The sequence below is a fragment of the Pseudomonas sp. FG36 genome, assembly GCF_057809275.1.
The window spans coordinates 46,620-71,422 of the sequence record NZ_JBMDJQ010000020.1; the positions used below are offsets into that span (position 1 = coordinate 46,620).

Below are 24,803 nucleotides of genomic sequence, written 5' to 3' on the forward strand. Positions count from 1 at the left end.
GCGGGGCAAGCCCGCTCCCACGCTACAACAGCGTGGGAGCGGGCTTGCCCCGCGATGAGGCCGGTAAGGACAATCCATGACCTACACCCTCGACGACCTGCTGCACCTGATGGCCCGCCTGCGCGACCCGCAATACGGTTGCCCCTGGGATCTCAAGCAGGACTACGCCAGCATCGTCCCGCACACGATCGAAGAGGCCTATGAAGTGGCCGACACCATCGAGCGCGGCGACTTCGAGCACCTGCAGGGCGAGCTGGGCGACCTGCTGTTCCAGGTGGTCTACTACAGCCAGCTGGCACGGGAAGAAGGGCGTTTCGAGTTCGACGGTGTGGTCGATGCGATCACCCGCAAGCTCATCCGCCGCCACCCCCATGTATTCCCCACCGGCGAGCTCTATGCGCCGCTGGACACCCCCATGCTGGACGAGGCCCAGGTCAAGTCGCGCTGGGAAGAGATCAAGGCCGAGGAGCGCGCCGAGAAGAGCGAGCCTGAACAGCTCTCGCTGCTCGACGATGTGCCGGCGGCCTTGCCTGCGCTGTCACGGGCGGCCAAGCTGCAGAAGCGCGCCGCCACGGTCGGCTTTGACTGGCCGGACGCGCTGCCGGTGCTGGACAAGGTCCGTGAAGAGCTCGACGAAGTGCTGCAGGCCATGGCCGATGGCGACAGCGATGCGCTTGAAGATGAGCTGGGCGACCTGCTGTTCGCCACCGTCAACCTGGCCCGCCACCTGCGCCACGACCCGGAAAACGCCCTGCGCCGCGCCAATCGCAAGTTCGAGCGGCGCTTCCGATTCATCGAACAGGCATTGCGCGAGCAGGGCCTGAACATCCAAGATCGTACCCTCGACGAGCTGGACGCCCTGTGGGGCGAGGCCAAGCGTCAGGAAAAGAACCTGCCCAGCTGCGGCTGAGCTGATGCATAAGTGAGTGAACTTCCATGAGCCTTTCCCTTCGCGACCAATTGCTCAAAGCCGGTCTGGTCAACCAGAAACAGGTTTCTCAGACCAACAAGGCCGAGAAAAAACAGAAACGCCTGGAGCACAAAGGCCAGGTCGAGGTGGACGACAGCCAGCAGCGCCTGGCCAAGGAAGCCCAGGCCGAGAAGGCCCGAAAAGACCAGGAACTGAACCGCCAGGTCCAGGAAAAGGCCGAGCAGAAGGCCCGTGTCGCGCAGATCAAGCAGTTGATCGAGGCGACCCGCCTGCCCAAGCTGAATACCGAGGACTACTACAACTTCGTCGATGACAAGAAGGTCAAGCGCATCGCCGTCAACGCCCTGATGCGCAGCAAGCTGAGCAACGGCGCGCTGGCGGTCGTCGCCCATGGCGGTGGCTATGAAGTGATTCCACGCGAGGCGGCGGTGAAGATCCAGGAACGCGACCCCAATCGCATCCTGCTGCTCAACACCCATGTCGAGGAGGCGGACGAGGACGACCCGTACGCAGCCTACAAGATCCCTGACGATCTGATGTGGTAAGCATGAAAAACCCCGCCTAGGCGGGGTTTTTCGTTTGAAGAGGGTGTTATTGCGACGGTCGCTGGTTCTCTAGGTATTCCAGCTCCATGCGGTACTGCTGGGCCTGGTGCTCATCATGGAACATCCCGACCAGTTGGCCCTGTTGATGCACATCCCAGATCCGCACACCAGCGGCCAGGCCTTCGTGGGACATTTTCGATTCGTCGCGTTCGGTTACTTGGACTGTCATCGTTAAACTCCACTGCTTCAGTTGGCTGCGACAGCGTGTCGCACACCCTCTTTATAGAGTTTGTTAGCAGGCTAAGTAAATAAAACAGCGATGAAACAAGTTTCATAAAGGGGCCGATCGTGGGGCAATACAGGCACTCATCAAAAAAGAAGCCCCGCACAAGGCGGGGCTTCGGGTATTGCAGGCAGTGCTATCAGTTGCCTTTGACCGCCTTGCCGTCCACCGTGCCATCCTGCAGCACGATCACGTATTCCTTGCCATCGGTCTCGACCTGGCGCAGTTGCACCAGCAGGTAGTCCCAGTCCTTGGCGAACCACAGCTCGGTGATGCGCTTGCTCTGGCTAGGGTCGCGCACGCGCTCGACCTTGACCGCATCGACCTGGCCGGTCTTGGTGGCCACTTTCTCGGTGCCCAGCACGCGGAAGTCGTAGGTGTCGATCTCGTCACCGTCGACCACCTGGTAGGTCATGCTTTTCTTGCCAGCGGCCACGTCATGCTGCAGCGCCAGTTGATAGGACGACTTGTCCAGCACGCCGCGGTTGAGCGGCAGGCTGATCGCGTCGCCACGGTCGCTGCCGGTCACCTTCTTGCCGGTCCAGTCAAAGGTAAGGTCGACCTTCTTCGCCTTGCCCAGGCCGCCACGCTCGAAGTGGTACTTCTGCGGCAGCAAGGTGTCGTTGTCGAGCTTGACGGTGCTTTGCTCGGTCAGGCTGGCGATCATCATGGAGGCCTTGAAATTAAGGTCCCACGTACCGTTGGCGTTCTTCACCAGGCTGCGCTCGGCAGTGCCGCTCATGGGCAGCTGCTTCCAGTCGGCGGTGTAGCTGGCCGCGAAAGGCTTCAGATCAGCTGCCTGGAGGGGCAGGGCGAGCACGGCGAGAGCCAAGAGCAGGGCGCGACGCATAAATTCTCCTAGGATCGAATCAAGTGACCGCTGGCCGCCAGCGGCTGGCCATCCAGTAATGCACCGTGCTCGCCCAGACGCAAGCGTCCTTCGGCGAACCAGCGCACCGCCAGCGGGTAGATCTGGTGTTCCTGCAGGTGCACGCGCTGGGCGAGCGTCTGCTCGGTGTCGTCCGTTGCAACCGGCACCACAGCCTGTACGACCAAAGGCCCGCCATCGAGTTCCTCGGTGACGAAGTGCACGCTGCAGCCGTGCTCGGCATCGCCAGCCTCCAGCGCACGCTGGTGGGTGTGCAGCCCTTTATACTTGGGCAACAGTGACGGATGTATGTTGAGCAGGCGGCCTTGATAGTGGCGCACGAAGCCGCCACTCAAGATGCGCATGAAACCGGCCAGCACCACCAGGTCGGGTGCGAAGCCGTCGATCAGCGCCATCAGCGCCGCATCGAAGGCTTCGCGACCGTCGAAGCCGGTGTGCGCGAGCACCGCGGTGTCGATACCGGCTGCCTTGGCGCGTTCCAGGCCGTAGGCATCGGCGCGGTTGGAAATCACCGCGCGGATGCGTACTGGGCTGTCACTGGCGCTGTTGCTGTCGATCAGCGCTTGCAGGTTGCTGCCGGAGCCCGACAGCAGTACCACGACGTTGCAGGTCTTGCCCGGCATCAGTGTGCCTTGAGGTTCTTGAGCTCGACCTGGGCGGCGCCTTCGGCGGCCTCGGCGATCTGGCCGATGACCCACGGCTGCTCGCCAGCGGCACGCAGCACGTTCAGGGCGTTGTCGACCTGGTCCTGAGCCACGCAGATGACCATGCCCACGCCGCAGTTCAGCACGCGGTGCATTTCATGTTCGTCGACGTTGCCTTTTTCCTGCAGGAAGTCGAACACCACCGGGCGCTGCCAGCTGGCCACGTCGACCACGGCCTGGGCGCCTTTTGGCAGCACGCGCGGGATGTTGTCCAGCAGGCCGCCGCCGGTGATGTGGGCCATGGCCTTGACCGCGCCGGTTTGTTTGATCAGCTGCAGCAGGGGTTTGACGTAGATGCGGGTCGGCGCCATCAGCAGGTCGGCCAGCGGTTTGCCATCGAGCTGGGTGTTGTCGATGTCGGTGCCGGAGACTTCGAGGATCTTGCGGATCAGCGAGTAGCCGTTGGAGTGCGGGCCGGAGGACGGCAGGGCGAGCAGGGCATCGCCGGTGACCACTTTCGAGCCGTCGATGATTTCGGCCTTTTCCACCACGCCGACGCAGAAGCCGGCCAGGTCGTAGTCTTCGCCTTCGTACATGCCTGGCATCTCGGCGGTTTCACCGCCGACCAGCGAGCAGCCGGCCAGTTCGCAACCGGCGCCGATGCCGGTGACCACGGTGGCGGCCACGTCGACGTTGAGCTTGCCGGTGGCATAGTAGTCGAGGAAGAACAGCGGCTCGGCGCCGCACACCACTAGGTCGTTGACGCACATGGCGACCAGGTCCTGGCCGATGCTGTCGTGCTTGTTCAGGTTCAGCGCCAGGCGCAGCTTGGTGCCGACGCCGTCGGTGCCGGAGACCAGCACCGGCTGCTTGTAGCCGGCCGGGATCTCGCAGAGGGCGCCGAAGCCGCCCAGGCCACCCATGACTTCAGGGCGTGCGGTGCGCTTGGCGACGCCCTTGATGCGTTCGACCAGTGCTTCGCCGGCGTCGATGTCTACACCGGCGTCTTTGTAGCTCAGGGAGGGTTGCTTGCTCATTGATCCAGGCCTTTAGGAGGGAGGGATTCAGAAAAACGACCGGGACGGCCAAGGCCACTTTCAGAAACGGCGGCTGCCTGTACGTCACTGGTCTGCGAAGGCGCGCGATTTTATCAGGGTTGCCCCAAGGCGGCCATCCTCAGGCCGACGGGCAGGCGGGAAATCTGGGCAAAAAGCGCTGTTTCACCCCGTGCGACTGGTTGCCGCGTCGGCGCCTGTATAAGGTATAGGCATGGCGACGTGCGCAAAGGTGCGGCACGACGGAGCATTTTCCAGCGTGGCGCGGTCACAGCCCACAGGCAAGGGCGCGTCGCCCCAAGGTCATCTGGACAGGAATCCTCAATGCGTCTTCTCAATTTCCTTGCTGGCGCCTGCCTCGTTGTGGCCGGCACCCTCGCGCAGGCCGAAACCGTCTCGGGCCTGTATCAGGTTCGCGAGCCCGTCGAAGGGCAGGGCAGCGAGGCCCGCGCCCAGGCGACCGGCAAGGCGCTCGATACCCTGGTGCTGCGCCTGACCGGCGACCCGAAGGCCGCGCAGAACCCGGCACTGGCCGCGCTGCGCAAGGACCCGCAACAGATCATCAATCAGGTCGGTACCGAGGCAGGCCCACCGGAGTCGGTGCTGGTCGAGTTCGACCCCGGCAGCACCGAGCGCGCCCTGCGCCAGGCCGGGCTGGCATTGTGGGGCAGCAACCGGCCGTCGGTCCTGGGCTGGTGGTTGAACGACAGTGTCGAGGGCAGCAGCCTGGTCGGCGATGGCCAGAGCGCCGCCGAGCCATTGCGTCGGGCTGCCCAGCATCGCGGCCTGCCCCTGCGCCTGCCATTGGCCGATCTGCAGGAGCAATTGGTGGCCAATGCCAAGCTGCTCGAGGGCAACGACCCCGCGCCGCTGCGCGAGGCGTCCGAGCGCTATGGCGCCGACGCCTTGCTGGCGGTGCACGCCCATGAGGCCGACGGCAAGTGGCAGGGCAAGTGGCAGTTGTGGCTGGGCGACCAGCGCGAACAGGGCAACGCCGAGGGCAGCGACCAGGCGGCCCTGGCCGATGCGGTGCTGCTGGCGGTGAGCAACCGCCTGGCGCCGCGTTATGTCACGCGGCCCGGCGCCAGCAGCGACCTGCAGGTACAGGTGCAGGGGATGAACCTGCAGCGGTACGCCGAACTGAGCCGGGTACTGGAGCCTTATGGCGCCCGCTTGCAGATGGCAGAGGGCGGCACCTTGACTTACCGGGTCAGCGGCAATCGCGAGCAACTGCGCGCCCAGCTGGGCCTGGCCAAGCTGCAGGAGCTGCCTGCCGAGCCAGCCGCCGCCCCGCCTGCGCCGAGCGCGCAGGGCGATACCGGCACACCGCCGCCCACCACTGCCGCAACGCCGTTCGACGGCCTGCGCTTTCGCTGGTAAGGAGTGGCGCGAATGACTGACATGCGTCGTTGGATCTGGCTGGGCGCGGCCCTGGTAATCGCCGTGCTGCTGTACTTCCTGCACAACATCCTCTCACCGTTCCTGGTGGGCATCCTGCTGGCCTACCTCGCCGACCCGCTGGTCGATCGCCTGGAGCGGCTCGGGCTGTCGCGCACCTGGGGCGTGGTGGTGGTGTTCAGCCTGTTCACCCTGATCTTCCTGGCCCTGCTGCTGGTGCTGGTGCCGATGCTGGCCAAGCAGCTGCTGCGCCTGTACGAGCTGGCGCCGCAGATGCTCGACTGGCTGCAGCACGTGGCGCTGCCCTGGGTGCAGAGCCGCCTGGGCCTGGCGGATGGCTTCTGGAAGTTCGACAAGATCAAGGCCGCGATCGGCGAGCACATGGGCCAGACCACCGATATCGTCGGCGTGCTGCTGTCCCAGGCCACCGCCTCGAGCCTGGCGCTGATCGGCTGGCTGGCCAACCTGGTGCTGATCCCGGTGGTGGGCTTCTACCTGCTGCGCGATTGGGACTTGATGATGGCCAAGCTGCGCAGCCTGCTGCCGCGCCAGCGCGAGCCGCAAGTGGTGGGGCTGGCCGGCGAGTGCCACGAGGTGCTCGGGGCGTTCGTGCACGGGCAACTGCTGGTAATGCTGGCGTTGGGTGTCATCTATTCCTCGGGGCTGATGTTGGTGGGCCTGGAGCTGGGCCTGCTGATCGGCATGCTGGCGGGGCTGGCGGCGATCGTGCCGTACATGGGCTTCATCATCGGTATCGGCGCGGCGCTGGTCGCCGGGTTGTTCCAGTTCGGCGGCGACCTCTATCCCATGCTCGGTATCGTCGCGGTGTTCATGGTCGGGCAGGCGCTGGAGGGCATGGTGCTGACGCCGCTGCTGGTGGGCGATCGCATCGGCCTGCATCCGGTGGCGGTGATCTTCGCGATCCTGGCTGGCGGCGAGCTGTTCGGCTTTACCGGGGTGCTGCTGGCGCTGCCGGTGGCGGCGGTGATCATGGTGCTGTTGCGCCATGTCCACGACCTGTACAAGGAATCGGACATGTATGCCGGGGAAATAGACCCGGATCTGTGAACAATCGCGGGGCAAGCGCGCTCCCTTGCCCGGAGTCTTGAACACTCAGGGGCGTCGGAGCGGGCTTGACCAGCAACGCAACTGCTTGATTTTACTTGTGCTATTCCCCTGCCGGATTGTGCCGCCCGCGTTGCGGGTATAGACTTTGCACACTGTTCATCAAAGGCCCCCTGTGGTCCCCGCGACCGCCCGCGAGCATGAAACCGATCCAGTTGCCCCTGGGTGTGCGTCTGCGCGACGACGCCACCTTCATCAACTACTACCCCGGCGCCAATGCCGCGGCACTGGGCTATGTCGAGCGGCTCTGCGAAGCCGACGCCGGCTGGACCGAAAGCCTCATCTACCTGTGGGGCAAGCAGGGCGTGGGCCGTACCCACCTGTTGCAGGCCGCCACCCACCGCTTCCAGCAACTCGGCGAGCCCGCCGTCTACCTGCCCCTGGCGCAATTGCTCGAGCGTGGCGTCGAACTGCTCGACCATCTCGAGCAATACGAGCTGGTATGCATCGATGACCTGCACGTGATCGCGGGCAAGGCCGACTGGGAAGAGGCCATGTTCCACCTGTTCAATCGCCTGCGCGACAGTGGCCGGCGCCTGTTGCTGGCAGCCTCCAGCTCGCCGCGGGAGCTGCCGATCAAGCTGGCCGACCTCAAGTCGCGGCTGACCCTGGCGCTGATCTTCCAGATGCGCGGGATGTCCGACGAGGACAAGCTGCGCGCCCTGCAACTGCGCGCCTCGCGCCGCGGCCTGCACCTGACCGACGAAGTTGGCCACTTCATCCTCACCCGTGGCACGCGCAGCATGAGCGCGCTATTCGACCTGCTCGAGCGTCTCGACCAGGCTTCCTTGCAGGCCCAGCGCAAGCTGACCATTCCATTCCTCAAGGAAACCCTCGGCTGGTAGCGCTGAAAACACGGTGCCAGAGCGTCGAATCGGAAAAGTCACATGTTTTTCGATAAAATTTGCAAATGGGTCCGATAGAAGGCATAGTTTCCCCCTTCTAAAGGACTACAGACACGGTCGTGCCCATGCTGAAGCGCTTCGCACCCCTCGTGCCACTTGCACTTGTCACCCTTCTTTACGGCTGTGCCTCCACCGGCCCGGTCGCGCCTTCGCAGGATCAACGCATGGCCACCGAGCAATCGGTCAAGGCCAAGGCCAAGGCCTCTGCCTCTTCCGTATTCACCGAGGAAGAGCTCGCCAGCGAAGATGACCTCGAGGCATTTTCCAGCAACAGCAAGCCGTACCAGTTGCCCGTGCTGGCCGACAGCATTCTCGAACGCGGCATGGCGCTGATCGGTACCCGCTACCGCTTCGGTGGCACCTCCGAGAAGTCCGGCTTCGACTGCAGCGGTTTCATCGGCTACCTGTTCCGCGAAGAGGCCGGCATGAACCTGCCGCGCTCGACCCGCGAGATGATCAACGTCGACGCACCGAAAGTCGCCCGCAACAAGCTCAAGCCCGGCGACCTGCTGTTCTTCAGCACCAACGGTCGTGGTCGTGTCAGCCACGCCGGCATCTACCTGGGTGACAACCAGTTCATCCATTCCAGCAGCCGCCGCAGCGGTGGCGTGCGCATCGACAGCCTGGGCGATCGCTACTGGAGCAAGACCTTCATCGAGGCCAAACGCGCGCTCGCCATGGCGCCAACCACGATCTCGCGCAATTGAATTGATATCAAAATGCTGTACCCTGCCACGGCGGCGTAGCTGAAAAGCTCGCCGCCGTGCGCATTTACAGAAAGCAGCTAATCTAAATTCTCAACTCTTTTTACCTTCGGTCATGGCCGAGGGCTTCCCGACAGGACGTTTACATCATGGCGATGTTGGCGCGCTTCGCATTCCTCTCCCTCGTGGCCCTGCTCGCGGCCTGCTCCAGCCGTGCGCCCGCTCCGGCACCGATGGCCAAGGCCCCAATGGTATTCAACCCGTCGCCGTCGTCGCCCGCGGCGGACGATGTGCTGTTCCGCGCCATTGGCCTGGTGGGCACGCCCTATCGCTGGGGCGGCAACACGCCGGACGCCGGTTTCGATTGCAGCGGCCTGATTGGCTACGTGTACCGTGACGCCGCCGGCATCAACCTGCCGCGCACTACCCGCGACATGATCGTGATGCGTGCGCCGAACGTGGATATCAACGCCCTGCAGTCGGGCGACCTGGTGTTCTTCGCCACTGGCGGTGGCTCGCAGGTGAGCCATGCCGGGATCTACGTGGGCGAGGGGCGTTTCGTGCATGCACCGTCCGCTGGCGGTACCGTGCGCCTGGACTACCTGTCCAACAGCTATTGGGCCAAGGCCTACCTGCAGGCCAAGCGGGTGATCCCGGAGGGGCACCTGGCGCAGAACCCCTGATCACGCTTCGGAGCAATTCAGCCCTGGCGCGTTGAGTATCCCGGGCATAGGTATCTACCCCAACGTATCGCGCGCCTTTTTGGATCATGTTCGATTCCAGCCCAGCTTCAGGAATCGAACATGACATCTCTCGAACACACCCTCTGCCATAACCTTCAGGTGCTTGGCGCAGGGCATGCCCTCGTCCAGCTCGTCGACGACGTACTGCAGGACTATCCCGACCCTTATCAGCTGGCCTTGAGCAATGCGCGGGCAATCTTGCTCAGGCGCACGGGCAAGCGGCTGGACCCCGAGAGGGTGTGGTGGCATCAGTTCAATCACGCCAGTTCCAGTAGCCGCAGTTTCACCGGTTGGGCCCACAGCGGGCCGCCGGCCCGCTCCATGGATTTTCTCCAGTTGATGATCCAGCGCTTCGACCTGCCGTTTCAGGAGGCGAGCGATGAGCTGGACGTATACGGCGGTTTCTATCGGCAACCCTCAGGGGCAACGTGCTTTGACGAGCGCAACGAAGTCAGGCTGCTGGCGGGGGATGTCCGGGATGACTTCTGGGCACTCGATTTCGCTGCGAAGCATCGTGAGCACGTTGCCCTGTTCTGGTCTCGCCATGCTGAAGATTTCCGTGTCCTGTCCAAGGTCAACCTGCTGGCGCACATCGCTGCCGCGCGCAAGGCGGATTGCCTGACCGAGGCTGATGCCCAGTATCTGCGGCAGAGGGTGGACGAACAGCTGACGACACTCGAGGCGACGCCGACGCTCGAGGGATTGCGCCGGCATGCCGCGTCACCGCTCACGGTGAACTGGTATGCCGTGGGTGGCAGCCAACGGGCAGCTATGAGTTGCTTCCACTTGCCCGGAGGTCGGGCAGTGTTGTATCTGCCTTGGGCGCAGGAGGCCTTGCACGCCTTCGAGTCGCCTATGGCAATGGCAGCATGGCTTCGCCGACAACTCCAGAACGACACGGTGATGGCCGGTTACCTGGCCGCCCTGGTAGCTGACCCACATGCCTTGGCAGCCACTGCGATCCGCAATGCGCTCCAGGCCTTGGCCGACGCACCCGACGCCACGCAGACGCTGACGTTGCTCATGGCCACTGCACAGCCGGTGGCGGGCAATTACTTTGCCTTGCTGGCCGATCAAGCGCAGGCGGAAATGCGCCGCAGCGCCGAGAGCATCATCAGCAATAGTGAGTTGCGCAAGGGCATGTGGCGTGGCTACCTGGGCGCTTTCCTGCAGATCTTCGGTGGCTTCGCCCCTTTGGGCTGGCCGGCAACCTTGGTCCTGGTCGGGGCGACAGTGGCCAAGGTCGGCCTGGATGTCGATGCCGCGCTCCATGCCAGGGATGTGCAAGGGCGCAAGGCGGCGCTGCGCATGGCGATTGTCGAGAGCGTTTTCGCAGCCCTGGGCATGGTCGAGGTCGGATTTGGCAGCAGCTTGGCATCGCTCTCTCATGTGGCACCTTTTCACGAGCGCGGCCTATCGTTGAGTGGTTGGGCGGTGTCGGAAACCCCAGGTACGCAGTTGGCAGGGCGCGTGGCCAACAAGGTGCTCAACGCGCCGATCCGGGCCCAGGGATGGCTCGTGGGAATCGAGCTGGGGGCTTCGGGGGAGACGTGGATCACTTTGCAGGGGCTGCCTTACCGGGTGCGCTACAGTCCCGAATTCGAGCACTGGCTCATCGTGCCGCCGGACAATCCGTTTGCCTATGTGCCCATCCAGCCAGTCCGGCTGTCCGAGACAGGGGAGTGGGAGTTGCTGGAGCGGCCACGGCTGGCAGGCGGGAATCCGCCCTCGGGCGAAGCGGGCCTGGTCAGGGCAGGGTCGGCGTTCTGGGACGAATACATGCGCACCGACCCGTTGCGTACCAGCGCCCTGTCGAACATCGCCAAGGCTCGGCATCGTGCGTTGCTGGCTGAAAGGGTGTTTCCATCGGTGGCCGGGGCGGGCAGCCTTCTGGATACGGATGGCTTCTTTTACATCACGGTCGATGACGCGCCGGTATACACCTTCCGTGAAGGGGGTCACTATCGTAACGATCTAATCTACACCTACACCGAGGAAGACTCGGAGATAAACAAGTTTCTGCGCGAAGGGCGGCGGGAGTTCGCCTATGGCGATGAGGTGAGCTATGTGAACAAGCTTGCCGACACATTGAGCGATCTGCCGGTGGATAACGGGGTTCCATTGTATCGGGGCGGTTTTGGCGGACGCGGCACCAGTGGTCATCATTTCCGCAGTGGTCAGCTCAAGGTCGGCGATCTGCTGGTCAACACCGACTTGGCTTCTTTTACGGAAAACCCATACATCGTGCGTCGCTTCGCCGCCGACCTCGATCAGCGCACTGCCCTGGGACTCGAAGGCGTGTTCGATGACACCTCGGTGGTGTTCGAGCTGCCAACCGGACACTACCAGCATGGGGTGCCGATTACCTTGTTTTCAAGCCTCCCGCCGGAAGCCGAGACCCTGTTCCTGCCGGGTACCTGCTTTCGCATAGCCGCCTTGAGTGAGATCGAAGGGGAGGATTACCGCTTCGTCAACGTAGTGCTCAATGAGGTGCAGCGCCCCGCAAACGGGACCTTTTACGACCTGCGCACCGGACAGCCATTCGACCTGGAGGCGTACGCCGCCAGGCTGGACAATCAGGCGCTGGCAAGCCGTTTCTTCGGGGGCTGATCAACCTCAAGCCTGCTTGAGCAGCAGGGCCACGCCAGGATAATACTGACCCGATTCGTTGTGCAGTTTGCGGTAGGCATAGGGGAAGTACCAGGCGATCGCGCAGGCGGTGTGTTTCTGCAGGTCGTCGACCAGGTCCTGCAGCTCCTCGGGGCTGGCGTGCTGGCCGGCCTTCCACGGGGTGACGAACAAAGCCCCGGCCTTGAGCTGGCTGGCGTAGGCGATCGCCTTGGCCTGGTTGGCGGTTTCCTGCAGCGCCGGCGCCAGGTCGAGGCGGGCAATGCGTGGCCAGCGCTGGCTGGTGTGCAGGTGGATCGACTCCTCGGCGCTGCTGATGGCCAGGTCGCCACGGGCTTCGCGCTCGCCTTCGTCGCGCTGCTTCTTGCTGGTGTACTGCTGCAGCGCCACCAGCTCGGCCTGCCAGGCCGCTGCCGCGAGCAGCCCGGCATTGGCGGCGGCGCCGTGCCAGTAAGGGGCTTCGTTGTCGCCCTGGAACTGGTTGAAGCGGTCGATGCAGTCGACCCAGCGTTCCAGGGCCGGGCGCAGGAATTCCAGGCGCGGGTTGTTGATGATCAGGCCTTGCATGCTGCGCTCCTTGTCATTGTGATCGAGGTCAGCCGAAATGGTGGCTATGTGATATCACTGCTTTGAGTGTGGCACAAGCTGGCGAATCGGCCATTGATCCAGGCCAGATCGGTCCTCGTTCGATTGACGCTCCCGGTGCAACCCTCTAACCTTCGCGGCGTGTTTCAGGTGCCCGGCGAACCGAGGTTCGGCAGGGTGAAACTGGGAAGCCGGTGGGCGCCAGCAGGCGCGAATCCGGCGCTGCCCCCGCAACGGTAGGTGAGTAGAAGGCTGCGCAGGGACACTAGTACCCGAGAAGGCGCGTGGCCCGGGCATGTCCCGCTCGCGAGCCCGGAGACCGGCCTGTCACTGCCAACGGCATCACGGAGGGTGATGTGCGGTGCGATGTGGCCTGGGGCCACGGCTCCTGCGCGTTCTCCGTCTGCCCGCCTTTTCCCTGTCGCCAACCGGCGACAGCCTGCGGAGACCCCTGATGAGCGAATCCACCGAACGCGACGAACGTCACCTGGCGCGCATGCTGCGCAAGAAGGCGATCATCGACGAGCGCATCGCCAATTCCCCCAACGAGTGCGGCCTGCTGCTGGTACTGACTGGCAATGGCAAGGGCAAGAGCAGTTCGGCCTTCGGCATGCTCGCCCGCGCCCTGGGCCATGGCATGCAATGCGGCGTGGTGCAGTTCATCAAGGGCCGCAACAGCACCGGCGAAGAGTTGTTCTTCCGGCGCTTCCCCGAGCAGGTGCGCTATCACGTGATGGGCGAGGGCTTCACCTGGGAGACCCAGGACCGCCAGCGTGACATCGCCGCCGCCGAGGCCGCGTGGGCGGTATCGCGCCAGTTACTGCAGGATCCGTCGATCCAGTTCGTGGTGCTCGATGAGCTCAACATCGCCCTCAAGCATGGCTACCTCGACCTCGACCAGGTGCTCTCGGACATCCAGGCCCGCCCACCGATGCAGCATGTGATCGTCACCGGTCGTGCAGCCAAGCCGGAAATGATCGAGCTGGCCGACACCGTCACCGAGATGGGCATGCTCAAGCACGCCTTCCAGGCCGGTATCCGCGCACAGAAGGGCGTCGAGCTGTGAGTGACTCGCGACAATGCCCCGCCGTGCTGATCGCGGCCCCGGCCTCGGGCCAGGGCAAGACCACGGTCACCGCCGCCCTGGCCCGCCTGCACCGCAACCTCGGGCGCAAGGTGCGGGTGTTCAAGTGCGGGCCTGACTTTCTCGACCCGATGATCCTCGAGCGTGCCAGTGGCGCGCCGGTCTACCAGCTGGACCTTTGGATGATCGGTGCCGAGGAGAGTCGTCGCCTGCTGTGGGAAGCGGCGGGCGAGGCCGACCTGATCCTGATCGAAGGCGTGATGGGGCTGTTCGACGGCACGCCGTCGAGCGCCGACCTGGCCCGCCATTTCGGCGTGCCGGTGCTGGCGGTGATCGATGGCACGGCCATGGCCCAGACCTTCGGTGCCTTGGCCCTGGGCCTGGCGCGTTACCAGCCCGACCTGCCGTTCGCCGGGGTGCTGGCCAACCGGGTTGGCAGCCTGCGCCACGCGCAGTTGCTCGAAGGCAGCCTCACCGAAGGCCTGCGCTGGTATGGCGGGTTGTCCCGCGAGCGTGGCATCGAGCTGCCCAGCCGCCACCTCGGCCTGGTCCAGGCCAGTGAACTCAACGACCTGGATGCGCGCCTGGATGCTGCCGCCGAAGCGCTCGGTGCCAGCTGCGATGCCGCATTGCCGCCACCGGTCGGTTTTGCCCGACCTGAGCCGCTGGGCGTGACCACGCCGCTTGCCGGGGTGCGCATCGGGGTGGCCCATGACGAAGCCTTCGCCTTCACCTATGGCGCCAACCTGGATCTGCTGCGCAGCCTCGGCGCGCAGCTCGAATTCTTCTCGCCGTTGCATGATCGGGAACTGCCTGATGTAGACAGCCTGTACCTGCCAGGCGGCTACCCGGAGCTGCACCATCAGGCCCTGGCCGCCAACGCACCGATGCTGGAGGCGATCCGTGGCCACCACGCCGAGGGCAAGCCGCTGCTGGCCGAGTGTGGCGGCATGCTCTACCTGCTCGACGCACTGACCGATGTGGCCGGTGTGCGTGCGCCGCTGGCAGGCCTGCTGCCGGGCGAGGCGACCATGCAGAAGCGCCTGGCGGCCCTGGCCCTGCAGGCCGTCGAGTTGCCCGAAGGCACCCTGCGTGGCCACACCTATCACCATTCGCTGACCAGCACCGAGCTGGAACCGATTGCCCGGGGCCTGAGCCCCAACGGCGGACGCGGCAACGAGGCGGTCTACCGCCTGGGACGGCTGACCGCTTCCTACGTGCATTTCTATTTTCCGTCCAACCCCGACGCGGCGGCGGCGCTGTTGCGACCATGAGCGAACACGCGTACAGCGCCGTTGAGCGCGCTGCGATCTACCGGGCCATCGGTGAGCGCCGCGACATGCGCCATTTCGCCGGCGGCGAGGTGGCGCCCGAGTTGCTCGGGCGTCTGCTGGCCGCTGCTCACCAGGCCCCCAGCGTGGGCCTGATGCAGCCCTGGCGCTTCATTCGTATCAGCCAGCGCGGTTTGCGCGAACGTATCCAGGCATTGGTGGAGGAGGAGCGGTTGCGCACCGCCGAAGCCCTGGGCGAGCGCTCCGATGAGTTCATGAAGCTCAAGGTCGAAGGCATCAACGACTGCGCCGAGGTGCTGGTGGCTGCGCTGATGGACAAGCGCGAGGCGCATGTCTTCGGCCGCCGCACCCTGCCGGAGATGGACCTGGCTTCGCTGGCCTGCGCCATCCAGAACCTGTGGCTGGCGGCGCGGGCCGAAGGGCTGGGCATGGGCTGGGTGTCGCTGTTCGAGCCACAGGCTCTGGCCGAGCTGCTGGGCATGCCCGCAGGCGCCAAGCCCATGGCGGTGCTGTGCCTGGGGCCGGTGACCGAATTCTACCCAGCGCCGATGCTGGTGCTGGAAGACTGGGCCGAGCAACGGCCGTTGAGTGACATGCTGTACGAGAACCAGTGGGGGGAATGTCCATGAGCGTGGCCTTGCTGACCGTGGCTGGCGTGGCCCTGGATGCACTGCTGGGTGAGCCGCGGCGGCGCCATCCCCTGGTCGGTTTCGGCAACCTTGCCGCGCGCCTGGAGCAGCGTTTCAACGCCGGTGGCCGGGGCTGGCGCAGCCACGGTGTCACGGCCTGGTTCCTGGCGGTGGTGCCGCTGACCTTGCTGGCGCTGATCCTTTCCTGGTTGCCTGTTATCGGCTGGCTGGTGGACGTGCTGGCGCTGTATTGCGCCCTGGGCCTGCGCAGCCTGGGCGAGCATGTGCTGCCAGTGGCCCAGGCGCTGCGCCAGGGCGACCTGGAGGAGGCGCGGCGGCGCGTCGGTTACCTGGTCAGCCGCGAGACCCGCGAACTGGATGAGCCTGCCGTGGCCCGGGCGGCCACCGAGTCGGTGCTGGAGAACGGCAGCGATGCGGTATTCGCCGCGCTGTTCTGGTTCGTCGTGGCCGGGGCGCCGGGGGTGGTGCTGTACCGCCTGAGCAATACCCTGGATGCCATGTGGGGCTATCGCAACGAACGTTTCGAGCGCTTCGGCTGGTGCGCGGCACGCATCGACGATGGGCTGAACTATATTCCCGCCAGGCTGGTGGCGCTGACCTATGCGCTGCTGGGCAAGACCCGCCTGGCCCTGGCCTGCTGGCGCAAGCAGGCGCCGCTGTGGGACAGCCCCAACGCTGGCCCGGTGATGGCGGCGGGGGCCGGTGCCCTGGGGGTGGAGCTGGGTGGCCCGGCGGTGTATCACGGCGAGCTGCACGAACGCCCGCGCCTGGGCGAGGGGCCGATGGCCGACGCTGATGCCATCGAGCGTGGCTGGAGCCTGGTGCAGCGCGGCGTGTGGCTGTGGGTGCTATTGATCTGCGTGGGAGCCTACCTGAATGCTTGAGCACGGTGGCCGCCTGCTACGGGCGGTGAAACAGTACGCGATCCCTCGGCACCAGTGGCTCGACCTGTCCAGTGGTATCGCACCCTGGCCCTACCCGATACCGCCGATTCCCGTGGACGCCTGGGCTCGACTGCCCGAGACCGAGGACGGCCTGGAGGCGGCTGCACGGCGCTACTATGGCGCGCAGCCGCTGCTGGCGGTGGCCGGCTCGCAGGCGGCGATCCAGGCCTTGCCGTACCTGCGCCCGACCACTCGGGTCGGGGTGCTGACGCCATGCTATGCCGAACATCCGCATGCCTGGGCGCGGGCGGGGCATGCGCTGGTCGAGCTGGATGAGGCCCAGGTCGAGGACGTACTCGACAGCCTGGATGTCCTGGTGCTGGTCAATCCCAACAACCCCACCGGTCGCTGTGTGCCCCGTGAACGGCTGCTGGCCTGGCATGCGCGTCTGGCTGCGCGGGGTGGCTGGTTGCTGGTGGACGAAGCCTTCATGGACAACACGCCGGCACACAGCGTGGTCGATCAGGCCGGACAACCCGGGCTGATCGTGCTGCGCTCGTTCGGCAAGTTCTTCGGTCTGGCCGGCGTGCGGCTGGGCTTCGTCGTCGCCGAGGCGGATGTGTTGCGGCCACTGGCCGAGGCGCTTGGGCCCTGGACCGTCAGTGGCCCGACCCGAGTGCTGGGGCAGGCGTGCTTCGCCGACGAGGCGACGCACCTGGCGCAGATTGCCCGTTGCGCCCAGGCCAGCCAGCGCCTGGCCATGACGCTCGAAGGCGCTGGCCTGCCACCTAGCGGTGGCTGCGACCTGTTCCAGTACGTGCGTGACGAACGTGCCGCGCACCTGCATGACTATCTCGCTCGCCGGGGCATCCTGGTGCGGCTGTTCGAGCGGCCGTCGGCGCTGCGTTTCGGCCTGCCCGCCACGGCGGCGGACGAACAACGCCTGGCCCAGGCTTTGGCGGACTACCACAAGGAATCGGCATGACCACCCTCATGGTGCAAGGCACCACCTCCGATGCCGGCAAGAGCACGCTGGTCACCGCCCTGTGCCGCTGGCTGCTGCGCCAGGGCATCGCCGTGGTGCCGTTCAAACCACAGAACATGGCGCTCAACAGCGCCGTGACCGCCGACGGCGGCGAGATCGGTCGAGCCCAGGCGGTGCAGGCCCAGGCCTGCCGGCTGGCGCCGCACACCGACATGAACCCGGTGCTGCTCAAGCCCAACAGCGACACCGGCGCGCAGGTGATCGTCCATGGCCGGGCGGTGACCAGCATGAACGCCGTGGCCTATCACGACTACAAGACCATCGCCATGCAGGCGGTGTTGGCCTCCCACAAGCGCTTGAGCGAAGCCTATCCGGTGGTGATGGTCGAAGGTGCTGGCTCCCCGGCGGAGATCAACCTGCGGGCCGGCGATATTGCCAACATGGGCTTCGCCGAGGCCGTCGACTGCCCGGTGATCCTGGTGGCCGATATCAACCGGGGCGGCGTGTTCGCCCATCTGGTCGGCACCCTGGAGCTGCTGTCGGCGAGCGAGCAGGCGCGGGTCAAGGGCTTCGTCATCAACCGTTTCCGTGGCGACATCGCCCTGCTGCAACCTGGCCTTGACTGGCTGGAGCAGCGCACCGGCAAGCCGGTGCTGGGCGTGCTGCCCTACGTCACCGACCTGCACCTGGAGGCCGAGGATGGTATCGATACGCGCCAGGGCGAAAAGAGTGAGCGCCTGCTGAAGGTGATCGTCCCGGTGTTGCCGCGCATCAGCAACCACACCGACTTCGACCCGCTGCGCCTGCACCCTCAGGTGGACCTGCAGTTCATCGGCCCGGGCCAGCCGATTCCGCCAGCCGACCTGATCATCCTGCCTGGCTCCAAGAGCGTGCGCGGCGACCTGGCGCAACTGCGCGAGCGCGGCTGGGACACGGCCATCGCCCGGCACCTGCGTTATGGCGGCAAGCTCATCGGCATCTGCGGTGGCCTGCAGATGCTCGGCGAGCAGGTGCATGATCCCCTGGGCCTGGAGGGGCCGGCCGGCTCCAGTGATGGCCTGGGCCTGCTGGCGTACAGCACCGTGCTGGAATCCGAGAAGCAGTTGCGTAACGTGGCGGGCACGCTCGATCTCGAGCAGGCCCCGGTGGCGGGGTATGAAATCCATGCCGGCGTCACCAGCGGCCCAGCGCTGGAGCGCCCCGCAGTGCAGCTGGCCGACGGCCGTGCCGATGGCGCCATCAGCGCCGACGGGCAGATCCTCGCCACCTACCTGCATGGCCTGTTCGAGGGTAGCCAGTCGTGCGCCGCGCTGCTGCGCTGGGCCGGGCTGGCCGATGCGCAGACCATCGACTACGAGGCCCTGCGCGAGCGCGATATCGAGCGCCTGGCCGATCTGGTCGAGCAGCACCTGGACACCGCGCGCCTGCGCGAACTGTGTGGAGTCGCCTGAAATGCACAGCCTGATCCTCGGCGGCGCCCGTTCGGGCAAGAGCCGCCTGGCCGAGCAACTGGCCGAAGCCAGCGGCCTGCCGGTGACCTATATCGCCACCAGCCAGCCGCTGGACGGCGAGATGAATGAACGCGTGCGCTTGCACCGTGAACGGCGTCCGGCCCATTGGGGGCTGGTGGAAGAGCCCGTGGCGCTGGCCGCCGTGCTGCACGCCGAAGCAGCCGAAGGGCGCTGCCTGCTGGTGGACTGCCTGACCCTGTGGCTGACCAACCTGCTGATGCTCGAGGATGACCAGCGCCTGGCGCAGGAGCGCGACGCGCTGCTCGCCAGCCTGGCGCAACTGCCGGGCACGATCATCCTGGTCAGCAACGAAACCGGCCTGGGCGTGGTGCCCATGGGCGAGCTGACCCGCCGTTATGTCGACCTGGCAGGCACGTTGCACCAGGCCGTGGCCGAACGCTGCCAGCGCGTGGTGCTGACCGTCGCCGGCCTCCCTCTCATGCTCAAAGGACCAGCCTTATGACCCCGATGTGGTGGCGTGACGCCTGCCAACCCCTCGACAGCGCCGCCATGGACCAGGCCCGCGCCCGTCAGCAACAGCTGACCAAACCGGCCGGCTCCCTCGGCCAGCTCGAAGGCCTGGCAGTACGCCTGGCTGGCTTGCAGGGGCGCGAGCGTCCCAGCCTGGAGCGGGTCGCCATCACCATCTTCGCCGGCGACCATGGCGTGGTGGAGGAGGGCATCTCCGCCTATCCGCAAGCGGTGACCGGGCAGATGCTGCGCAACTTCGTCGGCGGTGGCGCGGCGATCAGCGTGCTGGCGCGCCAACTGGATGCTCAACTGGAGGTGGTCGACCTCGGTACCATCGACCCGACGCTGCAACTGCCCGGTGTCCATCACCTGAATCTTGGGTCCGGCACCGCCAACTTCGCCCGCCAGCCGGCGATGACCGACGCGCAGCTGGCGGCGGCGTTGCAGGCCGGCCGCGACAGTGCCTTGCGCGCGCTCGACAACGGCGCCCAGCTGTTCATCGGCGGTGAAATGGGCATTGGCAACACCACTGCCGCAGCCGCGCTGGCCAGTACCTTGCTGGGCTGCCCGGCGCGTGAGCTGAGCGGCCCGGGCACCGGCCTGGACAGCGCCGGCGTGCGCCACAAGGCCGAGGTGATCGAGCGTGCCCTGGTGCTGCACGGCTTGCGCGCCGACCAGCCGCTGCAGGCATTGGCCTGTGTCGGCGGCTTTGAAATCGCCGCGCTGGCAGGTGCCTACCTGGCCTGCGCCCAGCACGGCGTGGCGGTGCTGGTCGACGGCTTCATCTGCAGTGTCGCCGCGCTGGTGGCGGTGCGCCTCAACCCGCAATGCCGCCCGTGGCTGCTGTTCGCCCACCAGGGCGCCGAGCCAGGCCACAAGGCCCTGCTGGCGGCGCTGGAGGCCGAGCCGCTGCTGGCCCTGGGGCTGCGCCTGGGCGAGGGCAGCGGCGCGGCGCTGGCGGTGCCGCTGATTCGCCTGGCCTGCGCCCTGCACGGGCAGATGGCGACCTTTGCCGAGGCCGCGGTGGCGGATCGTCCGGCATGATCCTCGAGCTGTTGCGCCATGGTGAGACCGAGCTCGGCGGCGGCTTGCGCGGCAGCCTCGACGATGCCCTTACCGAAAACGGCTGGGCGCAGATGCGTCAGGCCACCGTCGCTGCCGGCCCCTGGGATGTGCTGGTGAGCTCGCCGTTGCAGCGTTGCGCGGCGTTTGCCGAAGACCTGGGGGCACGGATCAACTTGCCGGTGCAGCGTGAGGCGGGTGTGCGCGAGCTGCATTTTGGTGACTGGGAAGGGCAGAGCGCCGCCCAGATCATGCAGGCCGACGCCGATGCCCTGGGGCTGTTCTGGCGTGATCCTTATGCGTTCACCCCACCTGCGGGCGAGCCGGTGCTGGCCTTTGCCGAACGAGTGCTGGCCGCGGTCGAGCGTCTGCACCGCGAGCATGCCGGCAAGCGGGTGCTGGTGGTGACCCATGGCGGGGTGATGCGCTTGCTGCTGGCGCGTGCGCGCGGGCTGCCACGTGAGCAATTGTTGCAGGTCGAGGTCGGCCATGGCGCGCTGGTACGCCTGGCTGTGGCTGAAGACGGTCAGTTGCGCGAGGTGCGCTGAGATGCTGCCGTTCTGGATTGCCCTGCAGTTTCTCAGCAGCCTGCCGGTGCGCCTGCCGGGTATGCCGGCGCCACAGGAAATGGGGCGTTCGCTGCTGTTCTATCCCGTGGTGGGGCTGCTGTTCGGTCTGTTGCTTTGGCTGGCCAGCCAGCTGCTGCATGGCGTGGCGGCCCCTCTGCACGCGGCCTTGCTGCTGGCGCTGTGGGTGTCGCTCAGTGGCGCGCTGCATCTGGATGGCCTGGCCGACAGCGCCGATGCCTGGCTGGGTGGGTTCGGCGACCGCGAGCGCACTTTGCAGATAATGAAGGACCCGCGCAGCGGGCCGATTGCCGTGGTCACCCTGGTACTGGTGTTGCTGCTCAAGTTCTGTGCCCTGTGGGTACTGGTCGAGCGGGGGGCTGGCGGCCTGCTGGTGCTGGCACCGGTGGTGGGGCGCGCGGCGATGCTGGGGTTGTTCCTCGGTACCCCCTATGTGCGCCCCGGTGGGCTCGGGTCGGCACTGGCCGAGCATCTGCCGCGGCGCGGCGCCGCGTGGGTGTTGCTGGGCAGCGCGGCACTCTGCGTGACGCTGGGCGGCTGGCCGGTACTGTGGGTGTTGTTGCTGGCGGCAGTGGCGTTCACCTGGTTGCGCCGGTTGATGTGCCAGCGCCTGGGAGGGACTACCGGGGATACCGCCGGGGCACTGCTCGAGTTGCTGGAACTGGTGGTGGTGCTTGGCCTGGCATTGCAGTAGGCAACGCCTGAAAAATCCTGCGGGAAAAAGCGGAAATCCTTACCAGGCACTTGTTCTATCCTCGTGCGCTCGCCCACTACCAGGAATGCCTCGCATGCACCACTGGATCCTCACCGGCATGCTTATGCTTGCCGGCATGCCCGCCAGCGCCGCCGAGCTGATCGACTTCTGGGATACACCGCGCCATGGCGGCAACAGCTTCAATCGCCTGCCCCCGGACCAGGCCTACTTCGACGCCTTGAAAGGCTACGGTGCCAGCTGGGTACGCCTGTCGTACGACAAATGGCAGCCGGCCAAGCGCGATTTCCTGTTGGGCAATGCCGACGATTACCAGGGCCTGGCCGCCAGCGACCTGCGGCAACTGGTCGAAGTGCTCGACCGCGCCCACGCCGCGGGGCTCAAGGTAGTCATCACGCCACTGTCGCTTCCCGGCATGCGCTGGGCGCAGAACAATGACAATCGTTTCGATGACCGCCTGTGGCAGGACAAGCGTTTCTGGGCCCAGGCCGCGCGTTTCTGGCGTGACGTTGCCCTGGCGCTCAAGGATCACCCGGCCATCGCCGCCTACAACCTCGTCAACGAGCCTACGCCTGAAAAACAGGGTGGCCTGGCCGAGCATGCCGACCTCGCGCTGATGAAGCAGTGGTACGCCCGCGAGCAGGGCGGGCCGCGTGACCTGCCTGCGCTCTACCGGCAACTGTTGGCGGCAATCCGCGAGGTCGATGGCAAGACGCCGGTGATGGTCGATGCCGGCTGGTACGCCGCTGCCGATGCCTTCGGCTACTGGCCCGCGGCACTGGAGGACGAGCGCGTGCTGTACAGCGTGCATATGTACGAGCCCTATGCCGCCACCAGTGCGCCGAACCTGGCCCGTCGCCAACCATACGCCTACCCGGGGCCGGTACCGTTCGCCGGCAAGACGCAGCAGTGGGACGCCGGGCAGGTCGCGCGCTACCTGGAAAAGCCGGTGGATTGGGCTGCTGCCATCAAGCTGCCGCGTTCGCGCCTGGTGGTTGGCGAGTTCGGTTGCATGCGCCGCCTGCCCGGTTGCCGGCAATACCTGGAGGACGTGCTCACGGTGCTTGATCGCCAGCAGTTGCATTGGGCGTTCTACAGCTTCCGCGAAGACAGCTGGGACGGCATGGACTACGAACTGGGTTCGGCCAAGGTGCCCTGGCGGTACTGGCAGGCGATCGACAAGGGAGCGCCTGACCCACTGGTGCGCAAGGCCACAGCGGAGTTCGAGCCGATCCGTCGGCGTCTGCAGCCCGGAATCATCCCTTGAAATGTCTTGCAACGTCGTTGATGCGGGTATATACACGTATCCATGCTGACCAGTGAATGCATCTGTACCCATCTACGTCGCGCCGCCCGTGGGGTGAGCCGGCATTACGACGAGGCCCTTGTTGGCTTCGGCATCAATGTCGCCCAGTTTTCCCTGCTGCGTCATGTCCAGCGCCTCGACCGCCCCAGCATCACTTGCCTGGCCGAGGCCATGGGCCTGGAGCGCAGCACCTTGGGCCGCAACCTCAAGGTGCTCGAGGCCGAGGGCTTGGTGCGGCTGGCCGACGGAGAAGACCAGCGCAACCGTGTGGTGCTGTTGAGTGAGGCGGGCAGGGCATGCCTGGATGCCGCCTACCCGGCCTGGCAGCAGGCCCAGGCGCAACTGGTGAAGCGGCTGGGTGAGGAGCAGCGTGACGAGTTGGTGCGCTTGCTGGAGCAACTTGCCTGATACACGACGATTAAAAGCGGGTATATACCCGTATCAACCTTGCGATGGGCTGGAGACAACGACAATGACTTCCCTTTGGCGGAGCAGCGGTTGGGTACTTCTGGGGGCGGCGTTGATCCTCGCGTTGTCGCTGGGGGTGCGGCATGGTTTCGGCCTGTTCCTGGCGCCGATGAGCGCCGATTTCGGCTGGGGCCGCGAGGTATTCGCCTTCGCCATTGCCCTGCAGAACCTGATCTGGGGCCTGGCCCAGCCGTTTACCGGGGCGCTGGCCGATCGCCTGGGCGCGGCCAAGGTGGTGATCATCGGCGGCATTCTCTACGCAGTCGGGCTGGCGATGATGGCCTTTGCCGATTCTGCCTGGTCGCTGTCGCTCAGCGCCGGCCTGCTGATCGGCATCGGCCTGTCCGGCACTTCGTTCTCGGTGATCCTCGGCGTGGTCGGCCGCGCCGTGCCGGCGGAGAAGCGCAGCATGGCCATGGGCATCGCCAGCGCAGCCGGCTCTTTCGGTCAGTTCGCCATGCTTCCCGGCACCCTGGGCCTGATCCAGTGGCTGGGCTGGTCGACGGCCTTGCTGGTGCTGGGCCTGCTGGTGGCCTTGATCGTGCCGTTCGTGGGCATGCTGCGCGACCGCCCGCTGCCCAGCCATGGCGCCGAGCAGACCCTCGGCCAGGCATTGCGTGAAGCGTGCGCGCATTCCGGTTTCTGGTTGCTGGCGCTGGGCTTTTTCGTCTGCGGTTTCCAGGTGGTGTTCATCGGCGTGCACCTGCCGGCCTACCTGGTCGACCAACACCTGCCGGCGACTACCGGCACCACGGTGTTGGCGCTGGTTGGCCTGTTCAACATCGTCGGCACCTACACCGCGGGTTGGTTGGGTGGGCGCATGTCCAAGCCGCGCCTGCTAACCGGCCTGTACCTGCTGCGCGCCGTGGTCATCGTGCTCTTCCTCTGGGCGCCGGTGACCCAGTTCAGCGCCTACCTGTTCGGCATCGCCATGGGCCTGCTGTGGCTGTCCACGGTACCGCTGACCAATGGCACCGTGGCCACGCTGTTCGGCGTGCGCAACCTGTCGATGCTCGGCGGCATCGTGTTCCTGTTCCACCAACTGGGCGCCTTCCTCGGCGGCTGGCTGGGCGGCGTGGTGTATGACCAGACCGGCAGCTATGACCTGGTGTGGCAGATCTCGATCCTGCTCAGCCTGCTGGCCGCGGCGCTCAACTGGCCGGTACGCGAACGCCCGGTCGCCCGCCTGCAGGCCCAGGCGGCATGAACCGCCTGCTGGGGCGCGGCCTGCTGCTGGTCGCCGCAGTGCTGCTGTTGGCGCTGGTGTGGTGGGGCTGGCACAAGGGCGGCCTGGCACTGATGCAGTTGGGCATGAGCCTGTGTTAAGCGCTACCCTGCACATTCACGGAATCATGT

The 24,803-nt window shown here is 65.9% G+C and carries 27 protein-coding genes and 1 riboswitch; of the genes, 22 read left to right on the forward strand and 5 right to left on the reverse strand.

The window, feature by feature from the left end:
- The first annotated feature begins 76 nt into the window (after positions 1-76).
- Together mazG and ACODS9_RS16625 are read left to right on the forward strand one after the other, a co-directional pair.
- Entirely contained in the window at positions 77-910 is an 834-nt protein-coding gene (mazG, locus tag ACODS9_RS16620) for a nucleoside triphosphate pyrophosphohydrolase (protein WP_023630168.1), read from the forward strand.
- Positions 911-936: 26 nt separating this feature from the next.
- On the forward strand, positions 937-1,476 hold the full coding sequence (locus ACODS9_RS16625; RefSeq protein WP_489094316.1) for a DUF2058 domain-containing protein: 540 nt from the start codon (positions 937-939) through the stop codon (positions 1,474-1,476).
- Positions 1,477-1,522: 46 nt separating this feature from the next.
- Here the strand turns inward: ACODS9_RS16625 and ACODS9_RS16630 are convergent, their stop codons facing one another.
- The 4 genes from ACODS9_RS16630 to purM form a co-directional block, all read right to left on the reverse strand.
- Positions 1,523-1,705 carry a hypothetical protein gene (locus tag ACODS9_RS16630; protein ID WP_023630170.1) on the reverse strand — a complete coding sequence of 61 codons (183 nt, stop codon included), beginning with the start codon at positions 1,703-1,705 and terminating at the stop codon, positions 1,523-1,525.
- A 193-nt stretch (positions 1,706-1,898) separates the two neighbouring features.
- Positions 1,899-2,609 carry a DUF3108 domain-containing protein gene (locus ACODS9_RS16635; protein WP_489094317.1) on the reverse strand — a complete coding sequence of 237 codons (711 nt, stop codon included), beginning with the start codon at positions 2,607-2,609 and terminating at the stop codon, positions 1,899-1,901.
- 8 nt (positions 2,610-2,617) lie between these two features.
- A complete protein-coding gene (purN, locus tag ACODS9_RS16640; protein ID WP_046854532.1) occupies positions 2,618-3,271 on the reverse strand; it encodes a phosphoribosylglycinamide formyltransferase in 654 nt (217 codons plus the stop codon).
- Entirely contained in the window at positions 3,271-4,329 is a 1,059-nt protein-coding gene (purM, locus tag ACODS9_RS16645; RefSeq protein ID WP_046854533.1) for a phosphoribosylformylglycinamidine cyclo-ligase, read from the reverse strand. The genes purN and purM overlap by 1 nt, the downstream gene beginning before the upstream one ends.
- A 342-nt stretch (positions 4,330-4,671) precedes the next feature.
- Here purM and ACODS9_RS16650 point away from each other — a divergent pair, with 342 nt between their 5' ends.
- The 6 genes from ACODS9_RS16650 (at position 4,672) to ACODS9_RS16675 (ending at position 11,832) form a co-directional block, all read left to right on the forward strand.
- Complete coding sequence (locus tag ACODS9_RS16650; protein WP_367858170.1) at positions 4,672-5,727, forward strand: DUF2066 domain-containing protein; 1,056 nt, start codon at positions 4,672-4,674, stop codon at positions 5,725-5,727.
- 12 nt (positions 5,728-5,739) lie between these two features.
- The gene (locus ACODS9_RS16655; RefSeq protein ID WP_489094318.1) at positions 5,740-6,813 is read left to right on the forward strand and encodes an AI-2E family transporter; all 1,074 of its coding nucleotides are present in this window, start codon (positions 5,740-5,742) and stop codon (positions 6,811-6,813) included.
- 197 nt (positions 6,814-7,010) lie between these two features.
- Positions 7,011-7,715 carry a DnaA regulatory inactivator Hda gene (gene hda, locus ACODS9_RS16660; RefSeq protein WP_031314897.1) on the forward strand — a complete coding sequence of 235 codons (705 nt, stop codon included), beginning with the start codon at positions 7,011-7,013 and terminating at the stop codon, positions 7,713-7,715.
- 125 nt (positions 7,716-7,840) lie between these two features.
- Positions 7,841-8,482 carry a C40 family peptidase gene (locus ACODS9_RS16665; RefSeq protein WP_489094319.1) on the forward strand — a complete coding sequence of 214 codons (642 nt, stop codon included), beginning with the start codon at positions 7,841-7,843 and terminating at the stop codon, positions 8,480-8,482.
- A 146-nt stretch (positions 8,483-8,628) separates the two neighbouring features.
- Positions 8,629-9,162, forward strand: a complete 534-nt coding sequence (locus tag ACODS9_RS16670; protein ID WP_401106370.1) for a C40 family peptidase — start codon at positions 8,629-8,631, stop codon at positions 9,160-9,162.
- Positions 9,163-9,282: 120 nt separating this feature from the next.
- Positions 9,283-11,832, forward strand: coding sequence for a dermonecrotic toxin domain-containing protein (locus ACODS9_RS16675; RefSeq protein ID WP_489094320.1), 2,550 nt, complete (start codon positions 9,283-9,285; stop codon positions 11,830-11,832).
- Positions 11,833-11,838: 6 nt separating this feature from the next.
- On the opposite strand, the gene ACODS9_RS16680 is transcribed toward ACODS9_RS16675, so the two are convergent.
- Positions 11,839-12,417: a hypothetical protein gene (locus tag ACODS9_RS16680; protein ID WP_401106365.1), complete on the reverse strand. Its 579-nt coding sequence runs from the start codon at positions 12,415-12,417 to the stop codon at positions 11,839-11,841.
- Between the two features lie 149 nt (positions 12,418-12,566).
- Positions 12,567-12,777: riboswitch (cobalamin riboswitch) on the forward strand.
- Positions 12,778-12,889: 112 nt separating this feature from the next.
- Here ACODS9_RS16680 and cobO point away from each other — a divergent pair.
- The 14 genes from cobO to ACODS9_RS16750 all read left to right on the forward strand — a co-directional run bounded on the left by cobO (position 12,890) and on the right by ACODS9_RS16750 (position 24,773).
- Positions 12,890-13,501, forward strand: a complete 612-nt coding sequence (cobO, locus tag ACODS9_RS16685) for a cob(I)yrinic acid a,c-diamide adenosyltransferase (RefSeq protein WP_046854540.1) — start codon at positions 12,890-12,892, stop codon at positions 13,499-13,501.
- The gene (locus tag ACODS9_RS16690) at positions 13,498-14,793 is read left to right on the forward strand and encodes a cobyrinic acid a,c-diamide synthase CobB (protein WP_401106361.1); all 1,296 of its coding nucleotides are present in this window, start codon (positions 13,498-13,500) and stop codon (positions 14,791-14,793) included. The genes cobO and ACODS9_RS16690 overlap by 4 nt, the downstream gene beginning before the upstream one ends.
- A complete protein-coding gene (gene bluB, locus ACODS9_RS16695; protein WP_489094321.1) occupies positions 14,790-15,440 on the forward strand; it encodes a 5,6-dimethylbenzimidazole synthase in 651 nt (216 codons plus the stop codon). The genes ACODS9_RS16690 and bluB overlap by 4 nt, the downstream gene beginning before the upstream one ends.
- Positions 15,437-16,345 carry an adenosylcobinamide-phosphate synthase CbiB gene (gene cbiB, locus ACODS9_RS16700; RefSeq protein WP_401106358.1) on the forward strand — a complete coding sequence of 303 codons (909 nt, stop codon included), beginning with the start codon at positions 15,437-15,439 and terminating at the stop codon, positions 16,343-16,345. Before bluB ends, cbiB begins: the two co-directional genes overlap by 4 nt.
- Positions 16,338-17,330, forward strand: a complete 993-nt coding sequence (gene cobD / locus ACODS9_RS16705) for a threonine-phosphate decarboxylase CobD (RefSeq protein WP_489094322.1) — start codon at positions 16,338-16,340, stop codon at positions 17,328-17,330. Before cbiB ends, cobD begins: the two co-directional genes overlap by 8 nt.
- Complete coding sequence (locus ACODS9_RS16710; RefSeq protein ID WP_489094323.1) at positions 17,327-18,781, forward strand: cobyric acid synthase; 1,455 nt, start codon at positions 17,327-17,329, stop codon at positions 18,779-18,781. The genes cobD and ACODS9_RS16710 overlap by 4 nt, the downstream gene beginning before the upstream one ends.
- 1 nt (position 18,782) lies before the next feature.
- Positions 18,783-19,304, forward strand: coding sequence for a bifunctional adenosylcobinamide kinase/adenosylcobinamide-phosphate guanylyltransferase (gene cobU / locus ACODS9_RS16715; protein WP_046854546.1), 522 nt, complete (start codon positions 18,783-18,785; stop codon positions 19,302-19,304).
- Complete coding sequence (cobT, locus tag ACODS9_RS16720) at positions 19,301-20,356, forward strand: nicotinate-nucleotide--dimethylbenzimidazole phosphoribosyltransferase (protein ID WP_489094324.1); 1,056 nt, start codon at positions 19,301-19,303, stop codon at positions 20,354-20,356. The genes cobU and cobT overlap by 4 nt, the downstream gene beginning before the upstream one ends.
- The gene (gene cobC, locus ACODS9_RS16725) at positions 20,353-20,922 is read left to right on the forward strand and encodes an alpha-ribazole phosphatase family protein (RefSeq protein WP_489094325.1); all 570 of its coding nucleotides are present in this window, start codon (positions 20,353-20,355) and stop codon (positions 20,920-20,922) included. The genes cobT and cobC overlap by 4 nt, the downstream gene beginning before the upstream one ends.
- A 1-nt stretch (position 20,923) precedes the next feature.
- Positions 20,924-21,655 carry an adenosylcobinamide-GDP ribazoletransferase gene (locus ACODS9_RS16730; protein ID WP_489094326.1) on the forward strand — a complete coding sequence of 244 codons (732 nt, stop codon included), beginning with the start codon at positions 20,924-20,926 and terminating at the stop codon, positions 21,653-21,655.
- Between the two features lie 94 nt (positions 21,656-21,749).
- Positions 21,750-22,940, forward strand: a complete 1,191-nt coding sequence (locus ACODS9_RS16735; protein WP_489094327.1) for a glycoside hydrolase family 5 protein — start codon at positions 21,750-21,752, stop codon at positions 22,938-22,940.
- A 42-nt stretch (positions 22,941-22,982) separates the two neighbouring features.
- Positions 22,983-23,387 carry a MarR family winged helix-turn-helix transcriptional regulator gene (locus ACODS9_RS16740; RefSeq protein WP_401106338.1) on the forward strand — a complete coding sequence of 135 codons (405 nt, stop codon included), beginning with the start codon at positions 22,983-22,985 and terminating at the stop codon, positions 23,385-23,387.
- Between the two features lie 64 nt (positions 23,388-23,451).
- Positions 23,452-24,654, forward strand: a complete 1,203-nt coding sequence (locus tag ACODS9_RS16745) for an MFS transporter (RefSeq protein ID WP_046854552.1) — start codon at positions 23,452-23,454, stop codon at positions 24,652-24,654.
- A complete protein-coding gene (locus ACODS9_RS16750) occupies positions 24,651-24,773 on the forward strand; it encodes a hypothetical protein (RefSeq protein ID WP_269451408.1) in 123 nt (40 codons plus the stop codon). The genes ACODS9_RS16745 and ACODS9_RS16750 overlap by 4 nt, the downstream gene beginning before the upstream one ends.
- The last annotated feature ends 30 nt before the right edge of the window (positions 24,774-24,803 follow it).

Bases quoted from the DNA above. Each gene is read 5' to 3' on its own strand.
- mazG (WP_023630168.1), top strand. From the start codon at position 77: ATGACCTACACCCTCGACGACCTGCTGCACCTGATGGCCCGCCTGCGC.
- ACODS9_RS16625 (WP_489094316.1), top strand. From the start codon at position 937: ATGAGCCTTTCCCTTCGCGACCAATTGCTCAAAGCCGGTCTGGTCAAC.
- ACODS9_RS16630 (WP_023630170.1), bottom strand. From the start codon at position 1,705: ATGACAGTCCAAGTAACCGAACGCGACGAATCGAAAATGTCCCACGAA.
- ACODS9_RS16635 (WP_489094317.1), bottom strand. From the start codon at position 2,609: ATGCGTCGCGCCCTGCTCTTGGCTCTCGCCGTGCTCGCCCTGCCCCTC.
- purN (WP_046854532.1), bottom strand. From the start codon at position 3,271: ATGCCGGGCAAGACCTGCAACGTCGTGGTACTGCTGTCGGGCTCCGGC.
- purM (WP_046854533.1), bottom strand. From the start codon at position 4,329: ATGAGCAAGCAACCCTCCCTGAGCTACAAAGACGCCGGTGTAGACATC.
- ACODS9_RS16650 (WP_367858170.1), top strand. From the start codon at position 4,672: ATGCGTCTTCTCAATTTCCTTGCTGGCGCCTGCCTCGTTGTGGCCGGC.
- ACODS9_RS16655 (WP_489094318.1), top strand. From the start codon at position 5,740: ATGACTGACATGCGTCGTTGGATCTGGCTGGGCGCGGCCCTGGTAATC.
- hda (WP_031314897.1), top strand. From the start codon at position 7,011: ATGAAACCGATCCAGTTGCCCCTGGGTGTGCGTCTGCGCGACGACGCC.
- ACODS9_RS16665 (WP_489094319.1), top strand. From the start codon at position 7,841: ATGCTGAAGCGCTTCGCACCCCTCGTGCCACTTGCACTTGTCACCCTT.
- ACODS9_RS16670 (WP_401106370.1), top strand. From the start codon at position 8,629: ATGGCGATGTTGGCGCGCTTCGCATTCCTCTCCCTCGTGGCCCTGCTC.
- ACODS9_RS16675 (WP_489094320.1), top strand. From the start codon at position 9,283: ATGACATCTCTCGAACACACCCTCTGCCATAACCTTCAGGTGCTTGGC.
- ACODS9_RS16680 (WP_401106365.1), bottom strand. From the start codon at position 12,417: ATGCAAGGCCTGATCATCAACAACCCGCGCCTGGAATTCCTGCGCCCG.
- cobO (WP_046854540.1), top strand. From the start codon at position 12,890: ATGAGCGAATCCACCGAACGCGACGAACGTCACCTGGCGCGCATGCTG.
- bluB (WP_489094321.1), top strand. From the start codon at position 14,790: ATGAGCGAACACGCGTACAGCGCCGTTGAGCGCGCTGCGATCTACCGG.
- cbiB (WP_401106358.1), top strand. From the start codon at position 15,437: ATGAGCGTGGCCTTGCTGACCGTGGCTGGCGTGGCCCTGGATGCACTG.
- cobD (WP_489094322.1), top strand. From the start codon at position 16,338: ATGCTTGAGCACGGTGGCCGCCTGCTACGGGCGGTGAAACAGTACGCG.
- ACODS9_RS16710 (WP_489094323.1), top strand. From the start codon at position 17,327: ATGACCACCCTCATGGTGCAAGGCACCACCTCCGATGCCGGCAAGAGC.
- cobU (WP_046854546.1), top strand. From the start codon at position 18,783: ATGCACAGCCTGATCCTCGGCGGCGCCCGTTCGGGCAAGAGCCGCCTG.
- cobT (WP_489094324.1), top strand. From the start codon at position 19,301: ATGACCCCGATGTGGTGGCGTGACGCCTGCCAACCCCTCGACAGCGCC.
- cobC (WP_489094325.1), top strand. From the start codon at position 20,353: ATGATCCTCGAGCTGTTGCGCCATGGTGAGACCGAGCTCGGCGGCGGC.
- ACODS9_RS16730 (WP_489094326.1), top strand. From the start codon at position 20,924: ATGCTGCCGTTCTGGATTGCCCTGCAGTTTCTCAGCAGCCTGCCGGTG.
- ACODS9_RS16735 (WP_489094327.1), top strand. From the start codon at position 21,750: ATGCACCACTGGATCCTCACCGGCATGCTTATGCTTGCCGGCATGCCC.
- ACODS9_RS16740 (WP_401106338.1), top strand. From the start codon at position 22,983: ATGCTGACCAGTGAATGCATCTGTACCCATCTACGTCGCGCCGCCCGT.
- ACODS9_RS16745 (WP_046854552.1), top strand. From the start codon at position 23,452: ATGACTTCCCTTTGGCGGAGCAGCGGTTGGGTACTTCTGGGGGCGGCG.
- ACODS9_RS16750 (WP_269451408.1), top strand. From the start codon at position 24,651: ATGAACCGCCTGCTGGGGCGCGGCCTGCTGCTGGTCGCCGCAGTGCTG.